This is a genomic window from Sphingopyxis sp. (assembly GCF_016793825.1).
Classification (GTDB): Bacteria; Pseudomonadota; Alphaproteobacteria; order Sphingomonadales; family Sphingomonadaceae; genus Sphingopyxis.
Genome location: NZ_JAEULM010000035.1, coordinates 1 through 25,146, shown reverse-complemented (window position 1 = coordinate 25,146; position 25,146 = coordinate 1). Strand labels below are relative to the sequence as shown.

26 protein-coding genes and 3 pseudogenes are annotated in these 25,146 nt (G+C 64.8%); 9 read left to right on the top strand and 20 right to left on the bottom strand.

The genetic code is table 11. The features are described 5' to 3' along the window. Positions 1-83: 83 nt before the first annotated feature. Genes trbJ through JNM03_RS11000 form a run of 7 tightly spaced genes read right to left on the bottom strand, consistent with a single transcriptional unit; the run spans position 84 to position 7,378 of the window. On the bottom strand, positions 84-803 hold the full coding sequence (gene trbJ / locus JNM03_RS11030) for a P-type conjugative transfer protein TrbJ (protein ID WP_294036581.1): 720 nt from the start codon (positions 801-803) through the stop codon (positions 84-86). Beyond that, entirely contained in the window at positions 800-3,280 is a 2,481-nt protein-coding gene (gene trbE, locus JNM03_RS11025) for a conjugal transfer protein TrbE (protein WP_294036579.1), read from the bottom strand. The genes trbJ and trbE overlap by 4 nt, the downstream gene beginning before the upstream one ends. Beyond that, on the bottom strand, positions 3,274-3,558 hold the full coding sequence (locus tag JNM03_RS11020) for a VirB3 family type IV secretion system protein (RefSeq protein ID WP_294036578.1): 285 nt from the start codon (positions 3,556-3,558) through the stop codon (positions 3,274-3,276). Before JNM03_RS11020 ends, trbE begins: the two co-directional genes overlap by 7 nt. Continuing rightward, entirely contained in the window at positions 3,555-3,875 is a 321-nt protein-coding gene (locus JNM03_RS11015; RefSeq protein ID WP_294036678.1) for a TrbC/VirB2 family protein, read from the bottom strand. The genes JNM03_RS11020 and JNM03_RS11015 overlap by 4 nt, the downstream gene beginning before the upstream one ends. A 49-nt stretch (positions 3,876-3,924) precedes the next feature. Continuing rightward, positions 3,925-4,926 carry a P-type conjugative transfer ATPase TrbB gene (trbB, locus tag JNM03_RS11010; RefSeq protein ID WP_294036576.1) on the bottom strand — a complete coding sequence of 334 codons (1,002 nt, stop codon included), beginning with the start codon at positions 4,924-4,926 and terminating at the stop codon, positions 3,925-3,927. Beyond that, a complete protein-coding gene (locus JNM03_RS11005; protein ID WP_294036574.1) occupies positions 4,923-5,348 on the bottom strand; it encodes a CopG family transcriptional regulator in 426 nt (141 codons plus the stop codon). Before JNM03_RS11005 ends, trbB begins: the two co-directional genes overlap by 4 nt. Positions 5,349-5,350: 2 nt before the next feature. Next, positions 5,351-7,378, bottom strand: a complete 2,028-nt coding sequence (locus JNM03_RS11000; RefSeq protein WP_294036572.1) for a conjugal transfer protein TraG — start codon at positions 7,376-7,378, stop codon at positions 5,351-5,353. A 174-nt stretch (positions 7,379-7,552) separates the two neighbouring features. Between JNM03_RS11000 and JNM03_RS10995 the strand changes: the two are divergent. Further along, positions 7,553-7,870, top strand: a pseudogene (locus tag JNM03_RS10995) (ATP-binding protein); the annotation flags it as partial. A 257-nt stretch (positions 7,871-8,127) separates the two neighbouring features. Here the strand turns inward: JNM03_RS10995 and JNM03_RS10990 are convergent. The 5 genes from JNM03_RS10990 to groES all read right to left on the bottom strand — a co-directional run bounded on the left by JNM03_RS10990 (position 8,128) and on the right by groES (position 12,768). Beyond that, positions 8,128-8,463 (bottom strand): response regulator, encoded by a 336-nt coding sequence (locus tag JNM03_RS10990; protein ID WP_294036570.1) that lies wholly within the window; start codon positions 8,461-8,463, stop codon positions 8,128-8,130. A gap of 8 nt (positions 8,464-8,471) precedes the next feature. Next, positions 8,472-9,794 (bottom strand): tryptophan synthase subunit beta, encoded by a 1,323-nt coding sequence (trpB, locus tag JNM03_RS10985; RefSeq protein WP_294036568.1) that lies wholly within the window; start codon positions 9,792-9,794, stop codon positions 8,472-8,474. 115 nt (positions 9,795-9,909) lie between these two features. Then, the gene (folE, locus tag JNM03_RS10980; RefSeq protein WP_184101763.1) at positions 9,910-10,509 is read right to left on the bottom strand and encodes a GTP cyclohydrolase I FolE; all 600 of its coding nucleotides are present in this window, start codon (positions 10,507-10,509) and stop codon (positions 9,910-9,912) included. A 279-nt stretch (positions 10,510-10,788) separates the two neighbouring features. After that, positions 10,789-12,408 carry a chaperonin GroEL gene (gene groL, locus JNM03_RS10975; protein ID WP_294036566.1) on the bottom strand — a complete coding sequence of 540 codons (1,620 nt, stop codon included), beginning with the start codon at positions 12,406-12,408 and terminating at the stop codon, positions 10,789-10,791. A 45-nt stretch (positions 12,409-12,453) separates the two neighbouring features. Beyond that, positions 12,454-12,768 carry a co-chaperone GroES gene (gene groES, locus JNM03_RS10970; RefSeq protein WP_056350212.1) on the bottom strand — a complete coding sequence of 105 codons (315 nt, stop codon included), beginning with the start codon at positions 12,766-12,768 and terminating at the stop codon, positions 12,454-12,456. Positions 12,769-13,029: 261 nt separating this feature from the next. Between groES and JNM03_RS10965 the strand changes: the two genes are divergently transcribed. Both JNM03_RS10965 and JNM03_RS10960 read left to right on the top strand, forming a co-directional pair. Continuing rightward, positions 13,030-13,257, top strand: coding sequence for a hypothetical protein (locus tag JNM03_RS10965; RefSeq protein ID WP_184101769.1), 228 nt, complete (start codon positions 13,030-13,032; stop codon positions 13,255-13,257). After that, a complete protein-coding gene (locus JNM03_RS10960; RefSeq protein ID WP_294036562.1) occupies positions 13,254-13,523 on the top strand; it encodes an usg protein in 270 nt (89 codons plus the stop codon). The genes JNM03_RS10965 and JNM03_RS10960 overlap by 4 nt, the downstream gene beginning before the upstream one ends. Positions 13,524-13,622: 99 nt before the next feature. Here the strand turns inward: JNM03_RS10960 and JNM03_RS10955 are convergent, their stop codons facing one another. Then, positions 13,623-14,102, bottom strand: coding sequence for an Hsp20 family protein (locus JNM03_RS10955; protein WP_294036560.1), 480 nt, complete (start codon positions 14,100-14,102; stop codon positions 13,623-13,625). Positions 14,103-14,436: 334 nt separating this feature from the next. Here JNM03_RS10955 and hemH point away from each other — a divergent pair, with 334 nt between their 5' ends. Next, a complete protein-coding gene (hemH, locus tag JNM03_RS10950; protein ID WP_294036559.1) occupies positions 14,437-15,495 on the top strand; it encodes a ferrochelatase in 1,059 nt (352 codons plus the stop codon). 60 nt (positions 15,496-15,555) lie between these two features. Here hemH and JNM03_RS10945 read toward each other — a convergent pair whose 3' ends face one another. Beyond that, positions 15,556-16,110 carry a fasciclin domain-containing protein gene (locus JNM03_RS10945; protein WP_294036557.1) on the bottom strand — a complete coding sequence of 185 codons (555 nt, stop codon included), beginning with the start codon at positions 16,108-16,110 and terminating at the stop codon, positions 15,556-15,558. Between the two features lie 218 nt (positions 16,111-16,328). Here JNM03_RS10945 and JNM03_RS10940 point away from each other — a divergent pair, with 218 nt between their 5' ends. Together JNM03_RS10940 and JNM03_RS10935 are read left to right on the top strand one after the other, a co-directional pair. Next, the gene (locus tag JNM03_RS10940) at positions 16,329-16,751 is read left to right on the top strand and encodes a nuclear transport factor 2 family protein (RefSeq protein WP_294036555.1); all 423 of its coding nucleotides are present in this window, start codon (positions 16,329-16,331) and stop codon (positions 16,749-16,751) included. 20 nt (positions 16,752-16,771) lie between these two features. Further along, entirely contained in the window at positions 16,772-17,086 is a 315-nt protein-coding gene (locus JNM03_RS10935; protein WP_367235797.1) for a putative quinol monooxygenase, read from the top strand. Positions 17,087-17,104: 18 nt separating this feature from the next. Here JNM03_RS10935 and JNM03_RS10930 read toward each other — a convergent pair whose 3' ends face one another. From JNM03_RS10930 to JNM03_RS10920, 3 genes are all read right to left on the bottom strand, one after another. Further along, a complete protein-coding gene (locus tag JNM03_RS10930) occupies positions 17,105-18,478 on the bottom strand; it encodes a deoxyribodipyrimidine photo-lyase (RefSeq protein ID WP_294036553.1) in 1,374 nt (457 codons plus the stop codon). Positions 18,479-18,736: 258 nt separating this feature from the next. Further along, a complete protein-coding gene (locus JNM03_RS10925) occupies positions 18,737-20,299 on the bottom strand; it encodes a phytoene desaturase (RefSeq protein WP_294036551.1) in 1,563 nt (520 codons plus the stop codon). After that, complete coding sequence (locus tag JNM03_RS10920; RefSeq protein ID WP_294036549.1) at positions 20,296-21,240, bottom strand: NAD(P)/FAD-dependent oxidoreductase; 945 nt, start codon at positions 21,238-21,240, stop codon at positions 20,296-20,298. The genes JNM03_RS10925 and JNM03_RS10920 overlap by 4 nt, the downstream gene beginning before the upstream one ends. Positions 21,241-21,442: 202 nt before the next feature. On the opposite strand from JNM03_RS10920, the gene JNM03_RS10915 reads away from it, so the two are divergent. Both JNM03_RS10915 and JNM03_RS10910 read left to right on the top strand, forming a co-directional pair. Beyond that, entirely contained in the window at positions 21,443-22,030 is a 588-nt protein-coding gene (locus JNM03_RS10915; RefSeq protein WP_067108114.1) for a PAS domain-containing protein, read from the top strand. Positions 22,031-22,129: 99 nt separating this feature from the next. Further along, complete coding sequence (locus JNM03_RS10910; RefSeq protein ID WP_294036548.1) at positions 22,130-22,855, top strand: SDR family NAD(P)-dependent oxidoreductase; 726 nt, start codon at positions 22,130-22,132, stop codon at positions 22,853-22,855. A 193-nt stretch (positions 22,856-23,048) separates the two neighbouring features. On the opposite strand, the gene JNM03_RS10905 is transcribed toward JNM03_RS10910, so the two are convergent. Beyond that, a complete protein-coding gene (locus JNM03_RS10905) occupies positions 23,049-23,285 on the bottom strand; it encodes a hypothetical protein (protein ID WP_294036547.1) in 237 nt (78 codons plus the stop codon). Positions 23,286-23,464: 179 nt separating this feature from the next. Beyond that, the gene (locus JNM03_RS10900; protein WP_294036546.1) at positions 23,465-23,848 is read right to left on the bottom strand and encodes a GreA/GreB family elongation factor; all 384 of its coding nucleotides are present in this window, start codon (positions 23,846-23,848) and stop codon (positions 23,465-23,467) included. Positions 23,849-24,514: 666 nt separating this feature from the next. Here JNM03_RS10900 and JNM03_RS10895 point away from each other — a divergent pair. Beyond that, positions 24,515-24,958 (top strand): annotated as a pseudogene (locus JNM03_RS10895) (aquaporin family protein); the annotation flags it as partial. A gap of 31 nt (positions 24,959-24,989) precedes the next feature. On the opposite strand, the pseudogene JNM03_RS10890 reads toward JNM03_RS10895, so the two are convergent. Further along, positions 24,990-25,146, bottom strand: a pseudogene (locus JNM03_RS10890) (integrase); the annotation flags it as partial.

The window sequence follows — 25,146 nt, the reverse complement described above, 5'->3', positions numbered from 1 at the left end:
GGGGCGGCGGCGGCCCCTGCGACGGGGCAGGTGCAGGCGGGGGAGCGGTGCGGCCCATCCTGCCCCAAGCGGATGAGTTCGGCTTATCGCGGCGGGGTCCAGGCCTTGCCGTCGCCAAGGAAGCGGCGCGTAGACTCGCGCGCGTCGCGCTCGCTTTGGGCGCGGCGTGCACGTTCCAAGGCGCCGTTGCGGAACTCGGCCGCCATTAGCTGCTGGATCTGGAACTGCTGCTTTGCGGCGAGCGCGAGCAGCTGGTTCGTCGCCTGCGCGGCCTGAAGCCCGCCGTCGGCGCCTTGGCTGCGATCCACGATCGCCTTCAATGCTTCGGCGTCTGCCCGCACATTTTCGACGATACCGCTCTGGACGCTCATCGCCTGCCGGAAGGCCGCCATCTCGTTATCCAGTTTCTGTTTCGCCGCCGCGATCCGTGTGTCCCGCCGGGCGAGATGTTCGAAACTGGTTGGAAAGGCCTGGCGGAACTGTTCGTCGAGACGATCGACACGGAAGTCGATGCCTTGCGCCTGCCCCATCAGCCTGTCGATTTCCTGCAGGCGCCGCTCGATCGCCGACATCTGCGGGAAGTCGATTTTCTTGAGATGCCTGTCCTGATTGGCAAGCGACTGCGCTTCGTTCTGGAGCGACTGGATCTGCTGGTTGATCTGTTGAAGTGTCCGCGCGGCGGTGAGCAGGTTCTGCGAATAGTTGGCGCTGTCGAAGACCGGGATGGCGAGCGCGGCGGGGGCGACGAGCATCGTCGCCGGCGGGGCCGCGGCGGCGAGCAGGGCAAGGGCAAGCTTCTTCATTCGACTTCTCCTTCTGGGGGGAACGGGAATCCGGGAAAGCTGGCGAGCAGGTCGGCACCCCAGCCGAGATCCTTCGCGTGCAGGAAATGCGCGGCGAAATCGGCGCTGCCATGCTGTGCGAGGATACGGCCGATCCGTTGCTGCGTGGCGGGATCGGAAGAGCCGGCAAGTGCGAGCGCGATCGGGCCGAGGCCGAGCTCGAAGAGCCGGTTCCCGCGCGCCGACTGCAGATAATATTGGCGCTTCGGGGTTGCCCGCGCGATGAGTTCGATCTGCCGGGCATTCAGCCCGAACTTTGCATAGGCAGCCTCGGACTGCGGCTCGGCGGCGCGATCGTTCGGAAGCAATATGCGCTGCGGACAGCTTTCGATGATCGCAGGCGCTATCGCGCTTCCGGCAATGTCCTCGAGACTCTGGGTGGCGAAGACAACCGCGACATTCTTCTTCCGCAGAACTTTCAACCATTCGCGGATCCGCGCCGCGAACATCCCATTGTCCAGAAAGACCCAGGCCTCATCGAGGACGAGGATCGTCGGACGGCCGGTGAACCGTTCCTCGAGCCGGTGAAACAAATAGCTCAGCACGGGAGCGACAACGCCGGCCTGCCCCATGAGCGCCTCCGTCTCGAAGCATTGAACATCGGCCAGGGCGAGATCGTCGGCGGCGGCATCGAGCAGCCGCCCGAACGGTCCCTCGATCGTATAGGGCGCGAGCGCCATACGAAGCGGCGCGGACTGGAGCAGCAGCGCGAGGCCGGTGAGCGTCCGCTCTTCGACCGGCACGGTTGCGAGGTTGGTCAGCGCCGACCAGAGGGAATCCTTGACCTCGGGCGTGATCGCAACCTTCTCGTGCGCGAGGAGCGAGGCGACCCATTCGCTCGCCCATGCGCGTTCGTCGGCCCGGTCGATCGCGCGCAGCGGCTGGAACGCGATCGCCCTGCCCTCCTCGCCGCCGTCGATTTCGGCATCCGCCGCTCCGCCCAGTCCGAGCGAATGGTGCGCGCCGCCCATGGCGAGTACCGCGGCCCGCGCCGAAAAGCCCTTGTCGAAGATATAGATTTGCGCTTCCGGATACCGACGAAACTGCATGGCAATGAGACCGAGCAGCACCGACTTGCCCGCGCCGGTTGGTCCGACAATCATCATGTGACCGACGTCCCCGACGTGCGTCGAAAGCCGAAATGGCGTCGCACCGCTGGTCTCTGCGTAGAGCAAGGGCGGCCCGCCAAGATGCGCGTTCCGGGCGGGACCAGCCCACACGCAAGAAAGCGGCATGAGATGCGCGAGGTTGAGAGTGTGAACGAGCGGCTGGCGCACATTGGCGTAGACATGTGCCGGAAGCGAGCCGAGCCAGGCCTCCACCGCATTCACGCTTTCGCGGATCGCGGTGAAGCCGAGACCGTTCACGATCCGCTCGACGCTACGGACCTTTTCCTCGACGCGGGCGTAATCCTCGTCCCAGACCGTGATCGTCGCTGTCAAATGCCCGAAGGCGACGTGATCGCCGCCGAGCGCCTGAAGCGCGAGGTCGGCGTCGAGCATCTTGTTGTCGGCGTCGCTGTCGAGCAGTTGCGCCGGCTGATTGTACATGACCTCGCGCAGCAGCGCGCTGATCGACTTGCGCTTGTTGAACCATTGGCGGCGCAGCCGCGTCAGCGCTTTCGTCGCCTCGGTCTTGTCGAGCGAGATGAACCTTGTAACCCAGCGATAGGAAAAGCCCTCGTGATTGAGCGCGTCGAGAATGGCGGGCCGGCTGAGGTTCGGAAATCCGAGTATGGTGAGCGTGCGCAAATGCCGGTCGCCGAGCATCGGCTCGAGCCCGCCGACGAGCTGGGTGTCGGCGAGAAGGCCGTCCAGATACATTGGCGTTTCGGGGACGGCGACGGGGTGGAGGCGCGACGAGATCGTGCCGTGGAGATAGGCGAGCGTCGCGGCATCGTCCAGCGCCCGCACCTCGGGCATGAAGCCGGCGAACAGGTCGAGCACCCGGTCGGTTTCTGCAGCGAAGGCGGCAAGCGCCTGACGCCAGTCGCGTCCCTCGGTGCGCTCGCCGCGCTCGACGAGCGCGCGTCCTGCCCTGTCCGTCTGGTCGGCCTCGGCGAGAAAGGTGAGCGTCAGATAATAGCGGCTCTCGAAATGCGCTTCCGCGCGCTCGAATGCGGCGCGGCGCTCCGCATCGACGAGCCAGGAGGCGGCATCCGGAAATGCGCTCGCAGGGTAGCCGGGCGCTTCGCGCCGCTCGGCCTCGATGTGGAGCGCCCAGCCCGAGCCCAGGCGTTTCAGCACATTATTCGCCCGCGCGCAGACCGACAGGAGTTCAGCCTCGGTGGCGGACTCAAGATCGGGGCCGCGGAAGGCCAGCACGCGGCTGAAACTGCCATCCTTGTTAAGCACGAGGCCGGGACCCACAAGCGCAGCCCAGGGCAGATGGTCCGCGAGCCGGTCTGCACGGCGGCGATATTCGTGAAGCATCAGCATGATAGATGCCCACGCTGGCGCAAGTGCCGCATCAGCACCGGCGCAAAATCGGGGTCGCGCTTGGCCGCCATGACGGCGGCGGTGTGGCCGATCGCCCAGATCGCCAGCCCCGCGAGCCATTGTTGGAGACCGAGACCGAGCGCGGCGGCGAGCGTGCCGTTGAGGATTGCGATCGCGCGGGGCGCGCCCCCAAGCAGGATTGGTTCAGCTAGCGAACGATGCACTGGTGCCTCGAACCCTTCGATCGCGGGCGCGCTATATCGAGGTCCGCCGTTCATGCGATCAGCGCTCCGCCGCCGAAGCTGAAGAAGGAAAGGAAGAAGCTCGACGCCGCAAAGGCGATCGACAGACCGAAGACGATCTGGATAAGCCGGCGAAAGCCGCCCGCGGTCTCGCCGAAGGCAAGCGTCAGCCCAGTCGTGATGATGATGATCACGGCAATGATCTTGGCGACGGGTCCCTGCACCGATTCCAGCACCTGCTGGAGCGGCTCCTCCCAGGGCATGCCCGACCCCGCCGCATGGGCGACCGCGCTGATACCGAGAACCAGTCCGAGCCCCGCCCCGATCGCGGCGAGCTTCAGCAGCTTCGGCATCCGCGCGCGTGCGCGGTCGATCGGCGTTGCGACAGTCAGTGCACGCATGTCATTCTCCTTCTGCTTGAAATGGGGGAGCGAGATCGATGAGGCCGTAACCGCCGTCGGGATCGAGACCGGCCACGCGCGCGACGGTGTCGACCCGCCGCGCGAGCCCGCGGCCCGAGATGAAGACGATGAGATCGATCGCCTCGGCGATCAGACGCCGCGGGACCGTTACGACAGCCTCCTGGATGAGCTGTTCGACCCGGTAGAGCGCCGCGAGCGCGCTGTTCGCGTGGATGGTCGCGATGCCGCCCGGGTGGCCGGTGTTCCATGCCTTCAGCATGTCGAGCGCCTCGCGGCCGCGGACTTCGCCGACGATGATGCGGTCGGGACGAAGGCGCAGCGTCGAGCGGACGAGGTCCGCCATGGTGACGGCGCCGACCGCACTGCCGCCGACCATGCGCGTGCGTAGCGCCACCGTGTCACGCGCAGCGCACTGCAGCTCGCGCGTGTCCTCGATCAGGATAACCCGCTCATCGAGCCCGCCCATTTCGGCGAGAAGCGCGTTGGCGAGCGTGGTTTTCCCCGATGAGGTGCCGCCCACAACCAGGATGTTGAGCCGGTCGTGGACCGCCATCGCGAGCAGCCGCGCCATCTCGGCCGTCATGATCCCGTCCCGCACATAATCGAGGAGATGGTGGATTTTCGCAGCGGGTTTGCGGATCGAGAAGCACGGGCCCATCGAGACGGGCGGCAGCACGCCTTCGAAGCGCTCGCCTGCGCTTTGCCCGTGCGGCGGCAGTTCCGACGATACGATCGGCGCGGCGGCATGCGCCTCAGTCCTGGCGTGGCTCGCGACAAGCCGGATGATGCGCTCGATCTTGTCGGCCTCGAAGCAGATGCCGCTGTCGAGGCGGCCGCGCCCCAGCCGGTCGAGCCACAGCCTGCCATCGGGATTGACCATGATCTCTATGACTTCGGGATCGGCCAAGGCCTCCGCGATCGTCGGGCCCATAGCGGTGCGAAGCATGGCGCGGCTGCGGGCAGCAGATATGCTCTCGCTCATCGATCGCCTCCCGCAGACGGGGGCGGGGCGGCCAGGCTTCGCTTGCCGCTGGCCATCGCCTCGCCGACGCGGGCCACGAAGGCATTGAACCGGTCGCGCCCTATGGCGCGCGCCGCATCGTCGCCCTCGGCGAGCGGCGCCTGCACTGTGAGCTGGTACCGGATGAACAGGCCGAGGCTCTCGAGCTGGATATGTCCATCGCGCTCCACGCGCCCGAGCGCCAACGACAGGCGGTCGAGCCGCGCGCTGAACTTCGCCTCGAGCTCGGAGGCGGCCTGCCGGTTCAGCCATGCGGTGAGCGCATCGACGAGAATCGTCGATTTCGCGGCGCCCGGCTCGGCCGCGAGCGCCTCGAAGCGGCGACTGAGCTCCTCGGGAAGGAAGAGCTGGTAGCGCACCTTGTTTTCCTTGCGCCGGCTCATGGTCAGAAGCTCGGCAGAGTGTCGTCACCCTGCCCCTGATTGAGCGCATGCGCGCGCTGCAGCGCCGCCTGCGAACCGCGTGACTGGTCGAGCGCGCGCTTGTCGGAGGCCGGATCGGCGTCATCGAGCTCGAGACCGAGCAGGTCGAGCTGCTTCGGTGGCAGAACGGGCGCGGGCGGCTCGTCGGCTATATCGGGCGCGCGTTGTTGCTGGAGGCCACCCTCGTCTCCGTCGACCAGGGTTTCCGCTTCCGCCTCAAGGCGCGTATCGGGCCGGCGCGCCAAGCTTCCCCAGTCATTGGGCCGAGCTTTCGGCCGGTCGGGATATACGCCGCCTGTCGCCGGGGGCGGCAACACACGTCCCTTGAACGCGGGATCTTCATAGTGGCGCAGCTTCTGCGCGCGGATCGGCGCCATGCCCGAGATGAGGACAAGCTCGTCTTTCGGGTCGAGTTGCATGACCTCGCCCTGTGTCAGCAGCGGGCGCGCGGTCTCCTGGCGGCTGACCATGACATGTGCGAGCCAGGGTGCGAGCCGGTGGCCGGCATAGTTGCGCATCGCCCTCTGCTCGGTCGCAACACCGAGCGCGTCGGAGATACGGCGCGCCGTGCGCTCGTCGTTGGTCGCGAATGCGACACGGACATGGCAGTTGTCGAGGATCGAATTATGCTCGCCATAAGCTTTTTCGATCTGATTGAGGCTCTGCGCGATCAGGAAGGCGCGCACGCCATAGCCCGCCATGAAAGCCAGACTCGTCTCGAAAAAGTCGAGCCGGCCGAGCGCGGGAAACTCGTCGAGCATCATCAGGAGCTGATGGCGGCGAACCGACGAGCGATGATCGTCGAGCTTCTCGGTAAGCCTGCGCCCGATCTGGTTGAGGATCAGCCGGATGAGCGGTTTGGTCCGGCTGATGTCCGATGGCGGCACAACCAGATAGAGCGATATCGGGTGCTCGGCCTCGACGAGATCGGCGATGCGCCAGTCGCAGCGCGAGGTCACCGCCGCGACCGTCGGATCGCGGTAAAGGCCGAGGAACGACATCGCCGTCGAGAGGACGCCGGAGCGTTCATTCTCGCTCTTGTTGAGCACCTCGCGCGCGGCCGAAGCGACAACGGGATGCACTTTGGGTTCGTCCGTGGTCCCCAGATGATTTGTTGCCATCATCCGCCGGAGCGTGGCGGCGAACGGCCGCTGCGGATCGGAAAGGAAGCTGGCGACGCGCGCCAACGTCTTCTCTTCCTCCGCGTAGAGAATGTGAAGAATGGCACCGACGAGCAGGCTGTGGCTGGTTTTCTCCCAGTGGTTTCGCCGCTCGAGCGCCCCTTCTGGATCGACCAGGATATCGGCGATATTTTGCGCATCGCGCACTTCATGCTCGCCGCGCCGCACTTCCAGGAGAGGGTTGTATTTGGCCGATCCAGCGTCGGTCGGATTGAAGAGAAGCGCATGGCTGAACCGTCCGCGCCAGCCGGCGGTCAGCTGCCAGTTTTCGCCCTTGATGTCGTGTACGACGGTGCTGCCGGTCCAGCTCAGCAGGGTCGGGACGACGAGCCCCACGCCCTTCCCCGAACGGGTCGGCGCGAACGCCATGATATGCTCCGGGCCTTCATGCCGGAGGTATCTGCAGCCATAGCGACCGAGAAAGACACCTGCGTCACGGCGCAGACCCGCACGCGAGATTTCCTTGGCCGTAGCCCAACGCGCCGAACCGTAGGTTGTGACCTGGCTCGACTGGCGTGCTCGCCACAGCGAACCCGCGATCGCGGATGCGCAGCCGAGAAAACCGCTTGCGGCCGCAATCGTGCCCGCCGTGTCGAAAATTTCGGGCGCATAGGCTTCGAAATGATACCACCAGCCGAACAGTGCCCACGGCTCATAGATCGGTGTATCGAACAGAATGAGCCACGCCGGCCCGAGCTGCGGCTGGTATCCGAGCGCCGACGCGCACCACTGTGTTGCCAGCCAGACGCCCAGGATGACGATCGCAAAGACGATGAATATCTGGCCGAGCAACAGGCGGGTGGGCGACATGAGTAGGCTCCGGTGGACAGGGAATGTCCAGATCCGGAAAGATGGCAGCCGAGATGCCAGCCCGACATTGTCGCGCAGCTGCTCCCCGACTGTCTCTTCGTGACCAGCCGCTCCTCGTCAGGTGCCGTCGCCGCCCTGCGCCGATGTAGCGATGCTCGAGCGTGGCCGACGGTGGTGACACGCCTCGAAGAGGAGACCCGGATCGGCAAGGGCGGGACCCTGGCGGCGCAGCTGTCGCGGCTCGACCTGATCGTGCTCGACGAGCTCGGTTATCTGCCGTTCGCCCGCTCCGGAGGGCAGTTGCTGTTCCACCTCATCAGCAAGCTTTATGAGCGCACCAGCGTCATCATCACCACCAACCTCGCCTTCGGCGAGTGGCCTACCGTCTTCGGTGATCCCAAGATGACCACGGCGCTGCTCGACCGCGTCACCCACCACTGCGATATCATCGAGACGGGCAACGACAGCTGGCGCTTCAAAAACCGCAGCTGACCGCCACCTTCGGCGCCTTCAAAAATCTATCTTGCGCTGCGCGCGCCTCCGGGCGGGCTACGCCCGCCCTCCGCCGCGCGCAGCGCAAGGCCATCTTCAACAAACCAACATCATATCCAAAAAGGGGGTCCATCTTCGACGCCGATCGGGGGTCCCTTTTGAACGCCGTTTGACAGCTGGGCTCGCCATCGGCAAGATGGATTTCATGCCGCACATGGCCCGGCACAAGGTTGCGGCCGAATAAGGCGCGCGGGGGGTTATACTATTATTGCGTCGATTGCCCGTTCGAGCTCGGCAATTCTGAAAGGTTTGCGAAGAACTGGCCGGCCATCAAACTCGGCCGCCATGATCGTCGCATCTCCGCTCGTCGCTATGAAAGCCTTCCCGGCATCGCTCAACGCGGCAGCGACCGCCTCGCTCGTTTTGCCATCGGCAAGGTGAACATCCAATATGGCGAGGTCGAAATCTCGCTTTGCGACGAGATCCAGCGCCTCCGCAACGGTCGCTGCGGTTGCCACGATCTCGTTTCCAAGGACGTCGAGATACCCCTCGAGCATCATCGCCACCAGCGGATCGTCTTCTACAAGAAACACCCTTACCGTCATCCGTCCCTCATAGATCCGAAATCTGCAGCGCCAGTGTCTTCGATCACACGTCCCGTGCCCCTACCTTTCGTAGCGCTCAAAAGTTCCACGCCGAGATGTTCGGCCACGGAGAATATGTCCTTGTCCCCGCGTCCGCACATATTGACGATGATGATGCTGTCTTTCGGTATCGTGGGCGCGATTCTGGCAACGGCGGCGATAGCGTGACTGGGCTCAAGCGCCGGGATGATACCCTCTGTTCTGCAAAGAAGCTGAAATGCCTCGAGCGCTTCGGCGTCGGTCGCGGAGGTATAGTCAACCCGCCCGATGTCCTTGAGCCATGCGTGCTCGGGGCCGATGCCGGGATAATCAAGACCTGCGCTGATCGAATGGCCTTCGACGATCTGCCCGTCGTCATCCTGTAGCAGATAGGTCTTGTTGCCGTGAAGAATGCCGGGACGCCCGCCGGCCAGTGACGCGGCGTGCGCCTCGTCGAGGCCATGCCCGGCCGCCTCAACGCCGAGCATCTTTACCATCGGGTCGTCGAGGAACGGGTGGAAGAGACCGATCGCGTTCGATCCCCCGCCGATCGCGGCGACCAGGAGATCGGGCAGGCGGCCGGTACGGGCCAGCATCTGCGCCCGCGCTTCCCTGCCGATTACGCTCTGAAAATCACGCACAAGTTCCGGGTAGGGATGAGGGCCGGCCGCGGTGCCGATGATGTAGAAGGTGTCCTCGACATGCGCTACCCAGTCGCGCAGCGCCTCGTTCATCGCGTCCTTGAGGGTCGCGGCGCCGGCCGTGACGGGCACGACCTCCGCGCCCAGCAGCTTCATGCGGAAGACATTGGGCGCCTGGCGCGCGATGTCCGCGGCGCCCATATAGACGACGCAGGTAAGGCCAAAGCGCGCGCAGACGGTTGCAGTCGCCACGCCGTGCTGGCCGGCGCCCGTTTCCGCGATAATGCGGGTCTTGCCCATCCGGATCGCCAGCAGGATCTGGCCGACGCAATTGTTGATCTTGTGGGCGCCGGTGTGATTGAGTTCGTCGCGCTTGAACCAGATCTGCGCGCCGCCGAGCGCAGACGTCAGGCGCGGCGCGAAATAGAGCGGGCTGGGGCGGCCGACATAATGTTCAAGCAGGTCGTCGAACTCGGCCTGAAAGGCTGGGTCGCGTTTTGCGGCTCGATATTCGCGCTCCAGATCCAGGATGAGCGGCATGAGCGTTTCGGGGACGAACCGGCCACCAAATTTCCCGAAATGGCCCCCGTCGTCCGGCTGCCTGCGCAAGCTGTTCGGAAGATGACCAGGATCTTCGAATGGTTGCGGAGCCCGCGTCATGTCGCTGCAATCCCGACAGGCGTCCGGCGCAACACGGCGGCGCACAGGATTCCGGCGCGCGCCTCACACGGGCAGGTAAAGCCCGCAAGACCGTTCCGGATCCTCGACCGGCCCATTAATAGCCCATCAGTGCGAGCACTTCCTTGCGGCTCCGCTGGTCTTCGAGGAAGCAGCCGAGGAGCCGGCTCGTAACCATGCCGACGCCGGGCGTGCGCACGCCGCGCCCGGTCATGCAGCCATGCTGGGCGTCGATCACCACGGCGACGCCGTGCGGGCGGAGATTGTCCCAGATGCAGCGCGCGACCTCGGCGGTCAGGCGCTCCTGAACCTGCAGCCGGCGTGCATAGCCGCTCAGCACGCGCGCGAGCTTGGAGATGCCGACGACGCGGTCGCGGGGGAGGTAGGCGATCGACGCCATTCCGGTGATCGGCGCCATATGATGCTCGCAATGCGACTGGAACGGGATGTCGCGCAGCAAGACGATCTCGTCATAGCCGCCTACCTCTTCGAAGGTGCGCGAGAGATGCACCGCCGGATCCTCAGAATAACCCTGACAATTATCCTTCCAGGCCCGCGCGACGCGCTTCGGTGTGTCGAGCAGGCCTTCGCGCCGAGGGTCCTCGCCGACCCAGCGCAGCAGCGTCTCCACCGACGCGAGAACCTCGGGGGGTATCGCGCCGTCAACTGTGGGACTGGAAGGGGGCACGTGAAGCATGGTCCTGGCCTCCTGACGGCGAAGGGTTGGCGGTCCGGGAGGGGAGGAGAGGGAGGTGGACCGCCGGATCGGCGCATGCCCGAGCGCAGCATGGCGTCGCAACATGTCCCTTGGGGCAGATCGGCGGTTGGAAGCGCGTTTCGTGCACGGACCTGGGGTGAGCCCCGGAACGCGGAAATGCCCTTCGTCCCCTTGACGAGGCGTGGTGAAATGCGCGGTGGTTGGGTGAAAAGGGGTATCGAAATGCGGGGGCGGCGGTTGCCCGCCGCCCCCGGCCTGTCAGAAGTCCATCGCCGGTATCGGCGCGGCCTTCTCGTCCTTTGGCAGCTCGGCGACGAGCGCCTCGGTGGTGATCAGCAGCGAGGCGACCGAGGCCGCGTCCTGCAGCGCGGTGCGCACGACCTTTGCGGGGTCGATCACGCCGGCCTTGACGAGGTCCTGATATTCGCCGGTGGCTGCGTTGAAGCCCCAGCTATACTCCTCGCTCTCGAGCAGCTTGCCGACGATCCACGCGCCGTCTTCGCCGGCATTGTCGGCGATCTGGCGCGCCGGAGCGCGGAGCGCGCGGCGGACGATGTCGATGCCCGACTGCTGGTCGTCGTTCGCGGCCTTCAGGCCCTCGAGCGCCTTCAGCGAGCGGAGCAGCGCAATGCCGCCGCCGGGAAGGATACCTTCTTCCACGGCCGCGCGCGTCGCGTGCAGCGCGTCGTCGACGCGGTCCTTTTTCTCCTTGACCTCGACCTCGGTCGCGCCGCCGACGCGGATCACCGCGACGCCCCCCGCGAGCTTGGCAAGCCGCTCCTGCAGCTTCTCGCGGTCGTAATCGCTTGTGGTCGTTTCGATCTGCTGGCGGATCTGCGCGACCCGGCTATCGATATCAGACTTCGAGCCGACCCCGTCGACGATCGTCGTATTATCCTTGTCGATGACGACCTTCTTCGCGCTCCCGAGCATGTTGATCGTGACGCTCTCGAGCTTGATGCCAAGCTCCTCGCTGACGACATTGCCGCCGGTGAGCACCGCGATATCCTCGAGCATCGCCTTGCGGCGGTCGCCGAAGCCCGGTGCCTTGACCGCCGCGACCTTGAGCCCGCCGCGCAGGCGATTGACGACCAGCGTCGCGAGCGCGTCGCCCTCGACATCCTCGGCAATGATGAGCAGCGGCCGGCCCGACTGGACGACGCTTTCGAGCAGCGGCAGCATCGCCTGCAGGTTCGAGAGCTTCTTCTCGTGGATGAGGATATAGGGATCGTCGAGTTCGACCTTCAGCTTCTCGGCGTTGGTGATGAAATAGGGGCTGAGATAGCCGCGGTCGAACTGCATGCCCTCGACCGTCTCGAGCTCGGTCGCAAGGCTCTTGGCTTCCTCGACGGTGATAACGCCCTCGTTGCCGACCTTCTCCATGGCTTCCGCAAGGATCTTGCCGACCTCTTCGTCGCCGTTCGCCGAGATGGTTGCGACCTGTGCGATCTCGCTGTTCGCCTCGACCGACTTGGCGTGCGCCTTGAGATCCTCGACGACGGTGGTGACCGCGAGATCGATGCCGCGCTTCACGTCCATCGGGTTCATGCCCGCGGCGACCGCCTTCGAGCCCTCACGGACGATTGCCTGCGCGAGCACGGTCGCGGTCGTCGTGCCGTCGCCGGCCTTGTCGTTCTGCTTCGAGGCGACCTCGCGCAACATCTGTGCGCCCATATTCTCGAACTTGTCGGCAAGCTCGATTTCCTTGGCGACGGTGACGCCGTCCTTGGTGATGCGCGGTGCGCCAAAGCTTTTGTCGATCACGACGTTGCGGCCCTTCGGGCCCAGCGTGACCTTCACTGCATTCGCAAGCGTATCCACGCCGCGCAGCATGCGATCACGCGCGTCCGACGCAAATTTCACTTCCTTGGCAGCCATTTTTACCTCCTTCTTGCTGTCCTTTCAGTGGGTGATGAATGGGCGTTACGCCGCCTGCTTGAGCGCCTCGGCCTGCTCGATGACGCCGAGGATGTCGCTCTCCTTCATGATGAGCAGTTCCTCGCCGTCGATGCGCACCTCGGTGCCCGACCATTTGCCGAACAGGATCCGGTCGCCGGCCTTGACGTCGAGCGCGGTGACCGTGCCGTCCTCGGCGCGGGCGCCCGGACCGACGGCGACGACTTCGCCTTCCTGCGGCTTTTCCTTGGCGGTGTCGGGGATGATGATGCCGCCCGAGGTCTTCTCCTCGGCTTCGATGCGGCGGACGACCACACGGTCGTGCAAGGGACGGAAATGCATGCATAACCTCCATGTTGCATAACGATATGATAAGCCGGCGCGCCTGTCCGGGACGCGCGGCGCCGATGAGCTAGGAAGCGATTTTTTTCGCTTCAAGAGGTCCGGCGAAAATTTTTTCGGCGCTTGATCGGCCGAGAAACAAATGCCCCTTATCAAGGGCCTGACACCTCTTGACTCGACTCGCTTCCTTTCCAAAATCTGTGGCTGCGGCAGCCTGCCGCACGACGAGAAAGGATTGGCGACAAGGAAGGAGGCACGATCATGTCCGAGCCATTTTCCCGTTTTCTTCACCCCTTCGACGTGGCGCGCCACCCGAGCCTCGAGCCCGAGGTCAAGCGCGCCCTCCTCGCATCCTGGGCATCGGATCGTTCGGCGGTCCGCAACAAGCCGGCGCTTCGCAAACCCCCGGGGGCGAAGCGCGCCGTGCCGGTCGACGATGTGCTCGCCGCGCTCCGCTCGCTCGATGGCGGCGCGGCGCGCGCGCCATGACCGATCGCGCGCTGCTCGCGCAGCTGGACGGCTATGGGCTGACAACCGCCGAGATCCATTATTACAGGCCCGATCATCCCTCGCTCCTCCAGCTCTACGTCTGGCAGGACTATGATCTGCCGCCGGACTTCCCGGTGCTGTTCGATTTTCTGGCCATGTGGCGGCGCCAGATCGAAGCCGCGCTCCATTCGGTGCGCATCGCGCATGATCAGCTGATCGGGCCCGCCGAGTGGCGCGCGGTGGATATCATTCGCTCGCTCGATTAGCCTAGCAGGTCCGGGGGCTCGGGCGCCAGAGCAGGTCTACCGCGATCACGCTTCGGTAAAAGAGGGAGACACGCCGTTGGCGTGCCTCCCTTGTCGCATTCAGGCGCTCTCGAGCGCCTTATCCTTCGGCGCTGCGATCCGCTGCGGCCTGCCGACGCTGCTGCCGATCTCGATCTTGCGCGGCTTCATTGCCTCGGGCACGACGCGGCTCAGTTCGATCGTGAGCAGCCCGTCGGCGAAGCTCGCGCGCCCGACCTCGATATAGTCGGCGAGCTGAAAGCGACGCTCGAACGCGCGGCGCGCAATGCCGCGGTGGAGATAGGCGCGTGTCGCATCCTCCTCGGCGGGCTTGCCGCTGACGCTAAGCTGGTTCTGCTGCGCGACGATCTCGATCTCGTCGGCCTTGAACCCGGGGACGGCCAAGGTAACGTGGAAGCGGTCGTCGGCGTCGCGCACGATGTCGAAGGCGGGAAAGCCATCGGACGTATCGCCGCGCTGCCCTTTTTCGAGCAGGTCGAAAAGATGATCGAAGCCCACTGTCGAGCGGCGGTAGGGGGTGAAGTCAAAATCGGTTCTCATTTCCAAATCCTCCTGATTGAAGCAATTCGGGCATGAGATGCGCCGGGACTCAGAGCCGGCGCTCTCTATGTCCTGAGGACACGGAAAATCCCGCGTCCGGGGAAAAGTTAGGAAAGCCGTTTTACCGTTTCAAGAGTGTGGGCGCCGCTCGGAATGTCGGCGATGGGTCGCGGCAGCAAGCGAAGTTTCCGCATCCCCGGGGGGCTGCCGGGAGGCGGGAAACGGTATCCAGTCTGCCCCTTGGTGCAGCTTGGCGGCGAAGGGCAAGTCGAAGACATGCGATCGACGCCGCGCGGCATGGTTGCCGCGAGGCATCCTGACCGCGGAGATTGCAATGACTGTCGAAGGGCCTCTGGCAACGCCTGAAATCGGGAACCGTTACGGAGAGGCGGAGCTCGCCCCTCTTCCGGCGGCGCACCCCGCCGTTGCGGCCGACCGGATCGGCGTGCTTCTGGTAAATCTTGGTACGCCCGACGCGCCGACGAGCCGCGCGGTACGGCGCTATCTCGCGGAATTTCTCTCCGACCGGCGCGTGGTCGAACTGCCCTCGCTGATCTGGCAGCCGATCCTGCGCGGGATCGTTCTTGCGGTTCGGCCGCGAAAGTCCGCCAAGGCCTATCGCGAAATCTGGACATCGGAGGGCTCGCCGCTCGCGGCGATCACCCGCCGCCAGGCAAAAGCGCTTCAGGCATCGCTTGGAGGTGATGCGGTGGTTGCGCATGCGATGCGCTATGGCAGCAGCCCGATCGCGGACGGCATCGACGCGCTTCTTGCGGCGGGATGCCGCCGCATTCTTGTGGCACCCTTATATCCGCAATATTGCGCCGCGACGACTGCGAGCGTGAGCGATGCGGTCCAGGCGCATATGGCGCGCCTGCGCTGGCAGCCGGCGCTGCGCATCCTTCCACCCTATCATGATGACGATCGCCATCTCGAGGCGCTGGCGTCGTCGCTCGGACGTGCGATCGGTGGCCTCGACTTCGTGCCCGACACGATCGTTGCAAGCTTCCACGGCATGCCCGAGCGCACCTTGCATCTCGGCGATCCCTATCATTGCATGTGCCTCAAGACCGCGCGCCGGTTGGGCGAGGTTCTGGGGAAGACTGTCGTGCCGAGCTTTCAGTCGCGCTTCGGCAAGGCCAAATGGCTGACACCGGCAACCGACATGATGCTCGAGGCGCTCGGCCGCGAAGGCCGGTCGGTGGCTGTGATCGCGCCGGGGTTCGCTGCCGATTGCCTCGAGACCCTTGAGGAAATCGCTATCCGCGGCCGCGAGCAGTTCCTTGCCGCCGGCGGCCGCCACTTCGCTTATATACCCTGTCTCAACGACAGCGATGTCGGGATGGACATGCTCACCGCCCTGGTTAGGAGCGAGCTTTCGGGCTGGCTTTGAGGGCTTTCGATAAGCGGGGCCGCGCTGCGCCAACAGACGTCGCGCGGCCCCGGTGATGTATCAGGCGGGAAGCAGCACGCCGTCGATGACGTGGATCACGCCGTTCGACTGGAGAACGTCGGCGGGGCCAATCTTCGCCGTGCCGCCCTTGGCGTCGCTCACATACCAGCTGCCATCCTTCTCCCAGACGGTGAGCTTGGCGCCCTGCACCGTCGTGAGCAACGCCTTGCCGCCATTGGCCCTGGCCTGCGCCGCAATGTCGGTCGCGGTCAGGCGGCCCGGCACGACATGGTAGGTCAATATGCCCGTCAGCATCGCCTTGTTCTCGGGCTTGAGCAGCGTATCGACGGTGCCGGCGGGGAGCTTGGCGAAGGCGGCGTTGGTCGGTGCAAAGACCGTGAACGGGCCGGCGCCCGAGAGCGTCTCGGCGAGGCCGGCGGCCTTGACCGCCGCGACCAGTGTCGTGTGATCTTTGGAATTGGCGGCATTTTCGACGATGGTCTTGGTCTCATACATCGCGGCGCCGCCGACCATCGGGTTCTTGGCGGCCGCGATGCCGCCGGCAAGCGCGAGCGCTGCTGTAGCAAGCGAAAGCGAGATACGGGAAATAGCCATTGGTCATTCCTTTTCGAATGTTCGTCCCGGGGGGATAGGACAGGCGTGAATTTAGGCGCCCCGCCCTGCCGGGGCGACCTGTCCTTTGGGGCGGGTTCTCCGGTCCGGCAGAGGCGGCCTTCGCCGCTAGCGATATCGGCAGTTTTCCTTCCGAACCGCTGGAGGCAAACCGGCGGCAGGCTGAACCATCGACGCAGCCGGGCGAGAAGGGGGCTTGCATGCCATTCGAGGGATCGTTCGAAGACCGGCTGGCGCTACGCGACCTGCTCGACACCTATGCCGACGCGGTCAACCGGGCAGACAGCGAAGCCTGGGCCGCGACCTGGGACGAAGGCAGCCTATGGTCGCTTCCCGGTTTCGGGATTTTCGAGGGCAAGGCGACAATCGTCGACACCTGGCGCGCGGCGATGCGCGCCTTTCCCGACATCGTCTTTCGCGCTTGGCCGGGTTTGATCGAGGTCCGTGAAGAAAAGGCGGCCATGCGGTCCTACACCGAGGAAATCTTCCTGCGAGACGGCGCGCTTCACCGGACCCTCGGCATCTATGACGACGTCTGCCGCCCGGTCGATGGCAGGTGGCTGTTTGCAGAGCGGCGGTTCCGGCCGTTGCCGCAGCTTTCAGCAAGCGAGGTGCAGGCATGAAGATCCTGATCTAGGCGGTCATCGATATCGATCCCGAGGCGCGCGGAGAGGCGCTGGCGGGCGCACGCGGCTGGATCGAAGGCGCGCTCGTACAGCCAGGCTGTCTCGCTTACGACTGGACCGCCGATCCGCATGTGGCGACGCGCATCCACGTGTTCGAGGAATGGCACGGCGAAGCTGCGCTCGCCGCGCATCTGGCCGGGCCGCAGTACAGGGGAATGCTGGGGCATATCGGCGCATTTGGCGTGCGCGCGTCGTCGAGCCGCAAATTCGCGGTGTCGTGCGAAGGCCCGGTTTACAACAGCCAAGGCGTGGCAAGCGCCGGCTTCGACTAGCCGCATGACCTTCCTTCGCTAGCCGCGCAGTGCTTCCCAGGCAGCCAGCGCCCGCGCCCGCGCCGCCTCGTGACCGACAAGCGGTGGCGGATACTTTGGTACCCGCGCATCCTGACCATGGGCCGCGACGATCTCGGTGTCCGACAGATGCGCAAGTTCGGGAACATAAGCGCGGACATAGTCGCCCATCGCGAACCGTTCGCTCTGGAGTAGCGGCGACATGATGCGCGAGAAGACTGGCGCGTCGACGCCGGTGCCCGCGACATATTGCCAGTTCATCGCGTTCGAGGCGAGATCGGCGTCGAGCAGCGTATCCCAGAACCAGCGCTCTCCCCGGCGCCAGTCGATCAGCAGATGTTTGACGAGGAAGGAGGCGGTGACCATCCGGACCCGGTTGTGCATCCATCCCATATTCCAGAGCTGACGCATACCCGCGTCGACGATTGGGTAGCCGGTCCGTCCCCGGGTCCAGGCGGTGAAGTCCCGGTCGGCTTCGGGGCCGCTCCGCCAGCCGAAATCATCGAAGCTGGGGCGCCCGTTCCGATCGCCATAATCGGGCATCTGGTCGACGAGATTGATGCCATGTTCGCGCCAGCCGAGCTCCGATCGAAAGGTCTCGGCGCCAGCATCGTCGCGCTCGCCGAGCGCATGCCAGATCGACCGGGGGCTGATTTCGCCGAAATGAAGATGCGGCGACAGCCGCGATGTCGCGGGGAGCGAGGGATAGTCGCGGCGGGCCTTATAGGCGCCGGCAAGCGGCAGCCAGTCGCGCAGCGCCCGCCATGCGCCCTTCTCGCCCGGGCGCCAGTCGCCAAATCCCGAGGCCCAGTCGGGGCTTATCGGGGTCAGGCCCCAATCGGCGAGATTGTCCGACGCCGGCCAGGCCCGAGGCGGCGGAATATGGTCGGGCGCCGCATGGGGAAGGGCGGGCGGCATGCGCTCCAGCAGCGCGCGATACCATGGCGTGAAGACGCGGTAGCGCGCGCCTTGCGCATTGGTGATGCTCTCGGGCGGCGCAAGATAATTGCCGTCGTGGAGTCGCAGTTCGAGCCTGGCGTCCAGCGCGTTTTCGTAGCGCCGCCACCAGGGCTCGTAGCACCGGGTCGCGTGAACCCTTGTGCTCCCGGCATCCGCCGCGACGCGTTCGACTATTTCGGCGGCAGGGCCGCGGCGCAGGACGAGCCGGCTGCCGCGTTTGCGAAGGCTCGCATCGAGCGCGGCGAGGCTGTGATGGAGCCACCAGCGCTGCGCGCCGCCGATCGCGCGCGTTTCGGGGCTCTCGTCGTCCAATATGTAGAGCGGAATGACCGGACCTTCGGCGATCGCCGCGAGAAGCGCCGGATGGTCGGTGGTGCGGAGGTCCTGACGGAGCCACAAGATGGCGGGCGGCATGGCGGCGTTTACCTTTTTGGTGGGCTATGGTGCGGGCGAGCGCGGGGTTCCTCATCTGGCAGGCTCCGACCTCCGCAAAAGATGACCTTTCGGGAAGTTCAAGCCATGCAGAACCGCATTGGCGGGCGTGTATATGCGGGGATTGGGCGGTGCGACGTGGCGTCGCACCGCCCGGCGTTGAGCAATCACCGCCCCCCGCCGCGGCCAGGCGTGGGTCGCAAGGCGCTGGCCGCCGGCAGAATCGGAACGTCCGTGCGATCAGCTGGACGAGGCATCTCCTGCCGCTTCATTGGGCCCGGAGACTATCCGGTCGCGAGCGCACGGATCGCGGGCTGCCGCAGTTCTGATGCCGAAGTCGCCGAGAATGAGGCTCGTCGTCGCCTTCGCGCTTGCGACGACCCCCGGAATACCAGCGCCGGGATGCGTGCCCGCGCCGGTAAAATAGAGGTTCTCGATGCGCGCGTCGCGGTTGTGCCCACGAAAATAGGCGCTCTGCAGCAGTGTTGGCGTCAGGCTGAAGGCGCTCCCGAGATGCGCGGCGAGATCCCGCTCGAAGTTCGGCGGCGCATATTGGATTTGCGTGACGATCCGCTCGCCAAGGTCAGGAATCAAGCGCCGTTCGATCTCGGCGATGATGCGCTTCGCCAATTTCGGCCCTTCGACCTCCCAGTCGAGCGGGGCGTGGCCGCGATGGGGAACCGGCGCAAGCGCATAGAAGCTGCTGTGGCCCGCCGGCGCAACGCCCGGATCGCTTGCGCTCGGATGATGAAGGTAGAGCGAAAAATCTTCGGCGAGCCTGCCATTCCGGTAGATATCGTCGAGAAGCCCGCGATAGCGCGGACCGAAGAGGATCATATGGTGGGGGATCTCGGGGAAGGTGCCGCGCACACCCAGATGGAGGACGAAGAGGCTCGGCGACCAGTTCTTGCGCGCGAGGCGTCCGGCCTCGCGCTTGCCTCGCGGATGCGCAAGCAGGTCGCGGTAGCTGTGCATGAGGTCGGCGTTCGAGGCGACGAGATCGGCGCGCGCTGTGAAGCCGCTCCGCGTCATGATGCCGGTTACCCGGTCCCCTTCGGTTTCGATGCGGGCAACGGGATCGCCGAGCCTCAGCGTACCGCCGAGACGCGCGAACAGCGTGGCCATGCCGGCGACGAGCCGGTTGGTGCCGCCGCGCGCATACCAGACGCCGCCATCCTGCTCGAGCTTGTGGATGAGCGCATAGATGCTGCTCGTCGCCATCGGGTTTCCGCCGACGAGCAGGGTGTGAAAGGACAGCGCCTCGCGCAGCTTTTCGCTCCGCACATAGCCTGCGACGGTTTGATAGACCGAGCGCCAGGCCCGGTGCCGCACAAGCGCCGGCGCCGCCTTCAGCATCGAGCGGAAGTCGAGAAAGGGGACCGCGCCGAGCTTCACATAGCCTTCCTCGTAAACCGACGCGGAAAAGCCGAGAAACCGCTCATATCCCGCGACATCGGCGGGATAGAGCGCGGCGATCTGGCGGGCGAGCGCCTCCTTGTCATTGCCATAGTCGAAGATCGATCCGTCGGGCCAGCTCAGCCGGTAAAAGGGCGAGACCGGGACGAGGTCGACATCGCGCTCGAGCCGCTGACCGCTCAGCGCCCAGAGCTCGGCAAGACAGGCCGGGTCGGTGATGACCGTCGGCCCGGCGTCGAAGGTGAAACCATCCTTCTCGAAGACATAGGCACGGCCGCCCGGTCGGTCGCGCGCTTCGACGAGCAGCGTATCGAGGCCCGCCGACTGGAGGCGGATGGCGAGCGCAAGGCCGCCGATGCCCGCTCCGATCACGATTGCGCGCGTCATCGCGGCGCCTCCGCTGCGATCGCGGCGCCGAGAACATGGCCCGACAGCCAGGCATATTCGGCAAAGCCATGGTAGAGCCAGTCGCCGCAGGCGCCGAGGCCGATGGCAGGGTTCCAGAGCAGCTTCAGATCCTGTCCCGATGGCTGAGAGAATAGCCAGCGATGGGCCGCGATATGGCTTGGGGCGGGCAAGTTGCGGCCGGCGACCTTTTCGAGTTCGGCAAGCAGCAGACGTGCGACGCTCGCGCTTTCGCTGGTCAGGTGCGCTTCCGACCAGGTCCAGTCGGCTTGCACCACCCACCGTTCGCCCGGCGCGCGTCCGGGCTTGGCGCTGTCGCGTGCCGCGGTCACGAGTGAGCCCGCGCCGCGAAGGAAATCGGGGAGCTCCTCGATCCGTTCCTCGAAGGCGAACATCGCGGTCCAGCAAGGATTATAGCGCACCGCCATGGCCTCGCGCGCCATCTCGAAATCATGGAGCGACAGAAGCGGGGCGGCCTGCTCGGCCGGAATGGCGATCACCGCCGTATCGAATTTGCCGAGCCGCCTGGCTTCGCTGTGGAGCGTCCAGCCGGCGCGGGATCTGGTCAGGGCCGTGACCGGTCGTGACAGGCGGACATCGAGATCGTCCGCGAGGGCTTTGAGCGGCGCGGTCATGGTCGGCCTGCCGACCCAGCTGTCCGCGCCCGCGACCGGCCAGCGCGCCGCGAGACCCGCTTTCTCCCACGCGGCGACCAGCCTCGTAAAACCTTCGGAGCGCGCCGTGAAATGCGTTGCGCCATGATCGAATGCGACCCCGGGATCGCCCGGCTCCGCGCGGCGGGTCGCGAGGCGGCCGCCGATGCCGCGGGATTTGTCGAAAAGCGTTGCCTCCAGCCCGGCATCGCGCAGCCGCCGCGCACAGGCGAGCCCCGCAATACCGGCTCCGATGATAGCGACCCGCATCAGGCCTTGGCCTCGCGGTCGCCGCGATGGCACGCACGATGGCCAGCCGCCGCCGGTGAGCATGTTCGTGCCGTCGACATGCGGGGCGTCATGCGTAATTTTTTCCGGTTCGTCGCATTTGTCATCGGCGCAGGCTTGCATGAGCCAGGGGAAGTGTCGCAACATGTCCCTTGGGGCATCCAGGGGTGAGCGGGCGGATATTATGTCATTGAAGACAATGATCGCGGCTAGCCCGATCGCCGCGGTGATCAGCGATCCGCGCCTGCCCGATAACCCGATCGTCGAGTGCAATGCGGCTTTTTCGGCGCTCACCGGCTATGGGCCGGAGGAAATCGTCGGGCGCAATTGCCGCTTCCTCGCCGGCCCCGCTACCGAAGCCGAACTGACCGAAACTTTAAGGATCGCCATCCGGGAGCAGAGGCCGGCTCTCGTGGAGATCCTCAACTACCGGAAAGACGGAACGCCCTTTCGCAATGCCGTGCTGGTAGCGCCGATTTTCGGCCCCGACGGAACTCTTGAGTATTTTCTCGGCTCGCAAATCGAGATCGACGAGGCGGGCGAGGCGGTGGGAGGACGGAGCGCGCGGGCGCGGGCGCAGATCGAGGCGCTCTCGCCGCGGCAGCGCGAGGTGCTGAAGCTGATGGCGAGCGGCCAGCTCAACAAGCAGATCGCGTTCACGCTGTCGCTGTCGGAGCGCACGATCAAGATGCATCGCGCTGCGCTGCTGCGCGCGCTCGGCGTCGAAACGACGGCCGATGCGATCCGGCTCGCGGTCGAGGCCGGCTTCTAGGCACCGATCTACCTTCCCTTTGAGGCATATGGGAGATCGCGCCGCCGCCGATTAAGCATCCGATAGCCGAAGCAATTTCATAGCCGGGAAGGGCAGCATTTGAGCGGTAAGCGCGCATTGGTGATTGGAAGCGGTGGCGGCATCGGCGCCGCGCTTGTCGATCAACTTGTCGTATCGGGTCGATTTGACCGCATCTATGCAGGAAGCAGGCGGCCCGAGGCGTCGAACGATCCCAGTGTGAAACGGCTGACGACGGATATACTGGATGACAACACGCTGGCCGAAGCGGGTCGTCAAATCGCGAATGAGGGTGCTCTCGACCTGCTCATTGTCGCGACAGGGCTGCTGCATCGCGGGACCGATATCCGTCCCGAAAAGAGCCTTCGGCAGCTCGACGCCTCAGTTATGGCCGAGGTGTTCGCGATCAACAGCGTCGGGCCCGCGCTCGTCGCAAAGCATTTTCTTCCCTTGCTTGCCCGGCGACAACGAGCGGTCGCGATATTTCTTTCTGCTCGCGTTGGTTCGATCGCGGATAACCGACTTGGCGGATGGCACAGCTACCGCGCTTCCAAGGCGGCGCTCAATGCCTTGGTGCGCTGTTTCGCGATCGAGCTCGGCCGCAGCAATCCCGAAGCGATCGTCGCGGCGCTGCACCCCGGAACAGTCGACACGCCGCTTTCGGAGCCGTTTCAGGCGCGAGTAGCTGAATCATCGCTCTTTAGTGCGGACAAAAGTGCGATGCACATTATGGCCGTATTTGACCAGCTGTCGTCGAGGGATAGCGGCGGGTTTTACGGCTGGGATGGAAGGCCGATCCCGTATTGACGAGCAGGAAGCCGCTTCAAGTGTCTCCGCCTCTTTGCCTATCCGTTTTAGCGAACACTGTGCCAGAATCAGACCGACGGCAATCGGCCAATCAATCTGCCAGAGCGCGCCGCCAAGCCGTGCTCCCAGCCCCGAGCAGCAATAGCTATTGCCGCGCGTCTTCTAATAAGTGCGGCAGATGCGACTGGCGCCCTTATAGCTCGCCCAGGTCGCCATAGACCTGCAGGTGACGCCCGGTCAGACCGTGATATTCCGTGGCAGTCGAAAGCAGGTTCTGGAATATCGGGACCAGGTCGGCTTCGATGTCCGGAAAGCGCGCTTCGAAATCGAGCCGCTCAAGGTGCGAGTTGATTTCGGTCCAGGTGATCCATTCGCCATCATCGTAGAAGGCGTTGTCATTATTCCACATATCCGATGGGTCGTGCATCATGGTGCCCGGACGATAGGCCTTGAGGCGTAAACTCCCGGTTTAGACCTGGTCGCTTCCCGAAATATTCTGCAGGCAGGCGCCCAAAGCCAATGTCCGCCGATGGCGCCTCTGCCCTGAAACTGACGGACCACTTCTGGACACGCGAGCGTGACCCCTCTTTGCCGGTACCGGCCCGCAGACTAGGTGACCGGGCTTCCGCGCTCGACCGACATGACCTTCAACCGGCGCTCGCGCCCGTCCCGGTCTGGCCACAGGATCGTCTGGCCCGGCTTGAGCCCGATCAATCCGGCGCCGACAAGTGTGAGGACCGAAATCCTGTTCTCTGCAACATCCGCGTCCTTCGGGAACACGAGCTGGTAGCGATACTCCCGGTCGCTGGCCTCGTCAGTGAAGGTGACATGGGAATGCATCGTTACCGTGCCCGGCGGCCTCCGCGCTGCCTTGTGAAGAACGGCGCGGGATCGTGTCGCGCTGTCCGGGAATGAATGCGGCCTCGACGAACCCGATGCGAGCGGGGTCCCGAGAAAAATTCCGTGTCTTTGGAAAATCGGTACCAGCGCCATGCTGGCACGCACCTGAGACGTGAACATGTTTTGGCGTTTCTGTACAATCCCTGACGCTTTCGACCATCTATCTCCGCGGTGCGACCCAGAAGAGCTCCTCCTCGACCGAGGGCGAATTCTTCAAAAACTGGCGCCCGTCCGGAATCGACCGGGCGGGCGCCAATTTGTTGTGACTTGCACGCTGCAGTCGCACAGCATGCGCTCGGATGTGCGCACGTACAGACAGATAGGCCGCATACGTCCCTTCCGGCGCGAGAAGCTGCGCGCACCGCGGGCCAGCACCTTTGAGACGCTTCGCGACAGAAAGTAGAATCTCGGACCATGTCGGACGATCTCAGCTTCTGGTCATTGTCCAGGCCCGCCGCCAACTGGATGACATGACCAAAATAACCGAAACGCCCGCCCCGAGTGCAGACACGCTTTCGCCTGCATCCACCCTGTTCCGCGATCTCCAAAGCCTGAAACTGTCGATTGAAAAAGTCGAAGCCGAGGTGAACGCATTTATCTCGCTCCAGAAGCGCACAACCGGTGTCGCATTTCGGGAAACGCTCAATCAAGCAATCGAATCCAATATGGATTTCGCGTCCTCGTCATTCCTCCCCGGCGCACCACAGCTTCATGAGGTCGCTGCGTCCGACCGTGAGGACTTGCACGCATTAGCTCGACGCCGGTGCATATGTCGTTGCTCAGCTTGCCTTCGGCATTTTCGGCGCGTGGGCCGGGCATCTGATGTTCGACCTTCCGATCTTACAGTTTTCGACAAAGGCGAGAACCGGATTGGGGCAGTGGACCGCCGAGTTCGTTGCGACCTTCGGCCTCGTACTGACGATCCTCGGTACCGCGAGATACAAGCCACAGGCCGTGGCGGCGTCGGTCGGGCTCTATATCACCGCTGCTTACTGGTTCACGTCATTGACGAGCTTTGCAAATCCGGCGATCACCGTGGTGCGCGGCCTGTCGAACACATTTGCGGGTATCGCGCCGCATGACGTTCCAATGTTTGTTGTTGCGCAATTCGCCGGGGCGATCGCGGCAACCGCAATCGCAAGCACCCTGTTCGGCGAGCCTTTTGGGCCATCGGCTATTTCTCCATCCGCGCCCGAAAGCTGACTGGCGCAGCCGGCCAGCCGCGTTTGAGCACTCACTGTCGCGCCATTTCCATTTTTGCTTCAGTGCCGAGGGCAAGCAATCGCGCAATCTCGTCGGACGTTCGCTGCACGGCAAGCTTTAGCGCCTCGTCGATGTGGACATAGTCTTGGGTTACATTCTGCGAGGCATGACCCAGCATTGCCCGGATC

Coding starts and splice junctions, on each gene's coding strand:
- trbJ (WP_294036581.1), bottom strand. CDS start 803: ATGAAGAAGCTTGCCCTTGCCCTGCTCGCCGCCGCGGCCCCGCCGGCG.
- trbE (WP_294036579.1), bottom strand. CDS start 3,280: ATGCTGATGCTTCACGAATATCGCCGCCGTGCAGACCGGCTCGCGGAC.
- JNM03_RS11020 (WP_294036578.1), bottom strand. CDS start 3,558: ATGAACGGCGGACCTCGATATAGCGCGCCCGCGATCGAAGGGTTCGAG.
- JNM03_RS11015 (WP_294036678.1), bottom strand. CDS start 3,875: ATGCCGAAGCTGCTGAAGCTCGCCGCGATCGGGGCGGGGCTCGGACTG.
- trbB (WP_294036576.1), bottom strand. CDS start 4,926: ATGAGCGAGAGCATATCTGCTGCCCGCAGCCGCGCCATGCTTCGCACC.
- JNM03_RS11005 (WP_294036574.1), bottom strand. CDS start 5,348: ATGAGCCGGCGCAAGGAAAACAAGGTGCGCTACCAGCTCTTCCTTCCC.
- JNM03_RS11000 (WP_294036572.1), bottom strand. CDS start 7,378: ATGTCGCCCACCCGCCTGTTGCTCGGCCAGATATTCATCGTCTTTGCG.
- trpB (WP_294036568.1), bottom strand. CDS start 9,794: ATGACGCGGGCTCCGCAACCATTCGAAGATCCTGGTCATCTTCCGAAC.
- folE (WP_184101763.1), bottom strand. CDS start 10,509: ATGCTTCACGTGCCCCCTTCCAGTCCCACAGTTGACGGCGCGATACCC.
- groL (WP_294036566.1), bottom strand. CDS start 12,408: ATGGCTGCCAAGGAAGTGAAATTTGCGTCGGACGCGCGTGATCGCATG.
- groES (WP_056350212.1), bottom strand. CDS start 12,768: ATGCATTTCCGTCCCTTGCACGACCGTGTGGTCGTCCGCCGCATCGAA.
- JNM03_RS10965 (WP_184101769.1), top strand. CDS start 13,030: ATGTCCGAGCCATTTTCCCGTTTTCTTCACCCCTTCGACGTGGCGCGC.
- JNM03_RS10960 (WP_294036562.1), top strand. CDS start 13,254: ATGACCGATCGCGCGCTGCTCGCGCAGCTGGACGGCTATGGGCTGACA.
- JNM03_RS10955 (WP_294036560.1), bottom strand. CDS start 14,102: ATGAGAACCGATTTTGACTTCACCCCCTACCGCCGCTCGACAGTGGGC.
- hemH (WP_294036559.1), top strand. CDS start 14,437: ATGACTGTCGAAGGGCCTCTGGCAACGCCTGAAATCGGGAACCGTTAC.
- JNM03_RS10945 (WP_294036557.1), bottom strand. CDS start 16,110: ATGGCTATTTCCCGTATCTCGCTTTCGCTTGCTACAGCAGCGCTCGCG.
- JNM03_RS10940 (WP_294036555.1), top strand. CDS start 16,329: ATGCCATTCGAGGGATCGTTCGAAGACCGGCTGGCGCTACGCGACCTG.
- JNM03_RS10930 (WP_294036553.1), bottom strand. CDS start 18,478: ATGCCGCCCGCCATCTTGTGGCTCCGTCAGGACCTCCGCACCACCGAC.
- JNM03_RS10925 (WP_294036551.1), bottom strand. CDS start 20,299: ATGACGCGCGCAATCGTGATCGGAGCGGGCATCGGCGGCCTTGCGCTC.
- JNM03_RS10920 (WP_294036549.1), bottom strand. CDS start 21,240: ATGCGGGTCGCTATCATCGGAGCCGGTATTGCGGGGCTCGCCTGTGCG.
- JNM03_RS10915 (WP_067108114.1), top strand. CDS start 21,443: ATGTCATTGAAGACAATGATCGCGGCTAGCCCGATCGCCGCGGTGATC.
- JNM03_RS10905 (WP_294036547.1), bottom strand. CDS start 23,285: ATGATGCACGACCCATCGGATATGTGGAATAATGACAACGCCTTCTAC.
- JNM03_RS10900 (WP_294036546.1), bottom strand. CDS start 23,848: ATGGCGCTGGTACCGATTTTCCAAAGACACGGAATTTTTCTCGGGACC.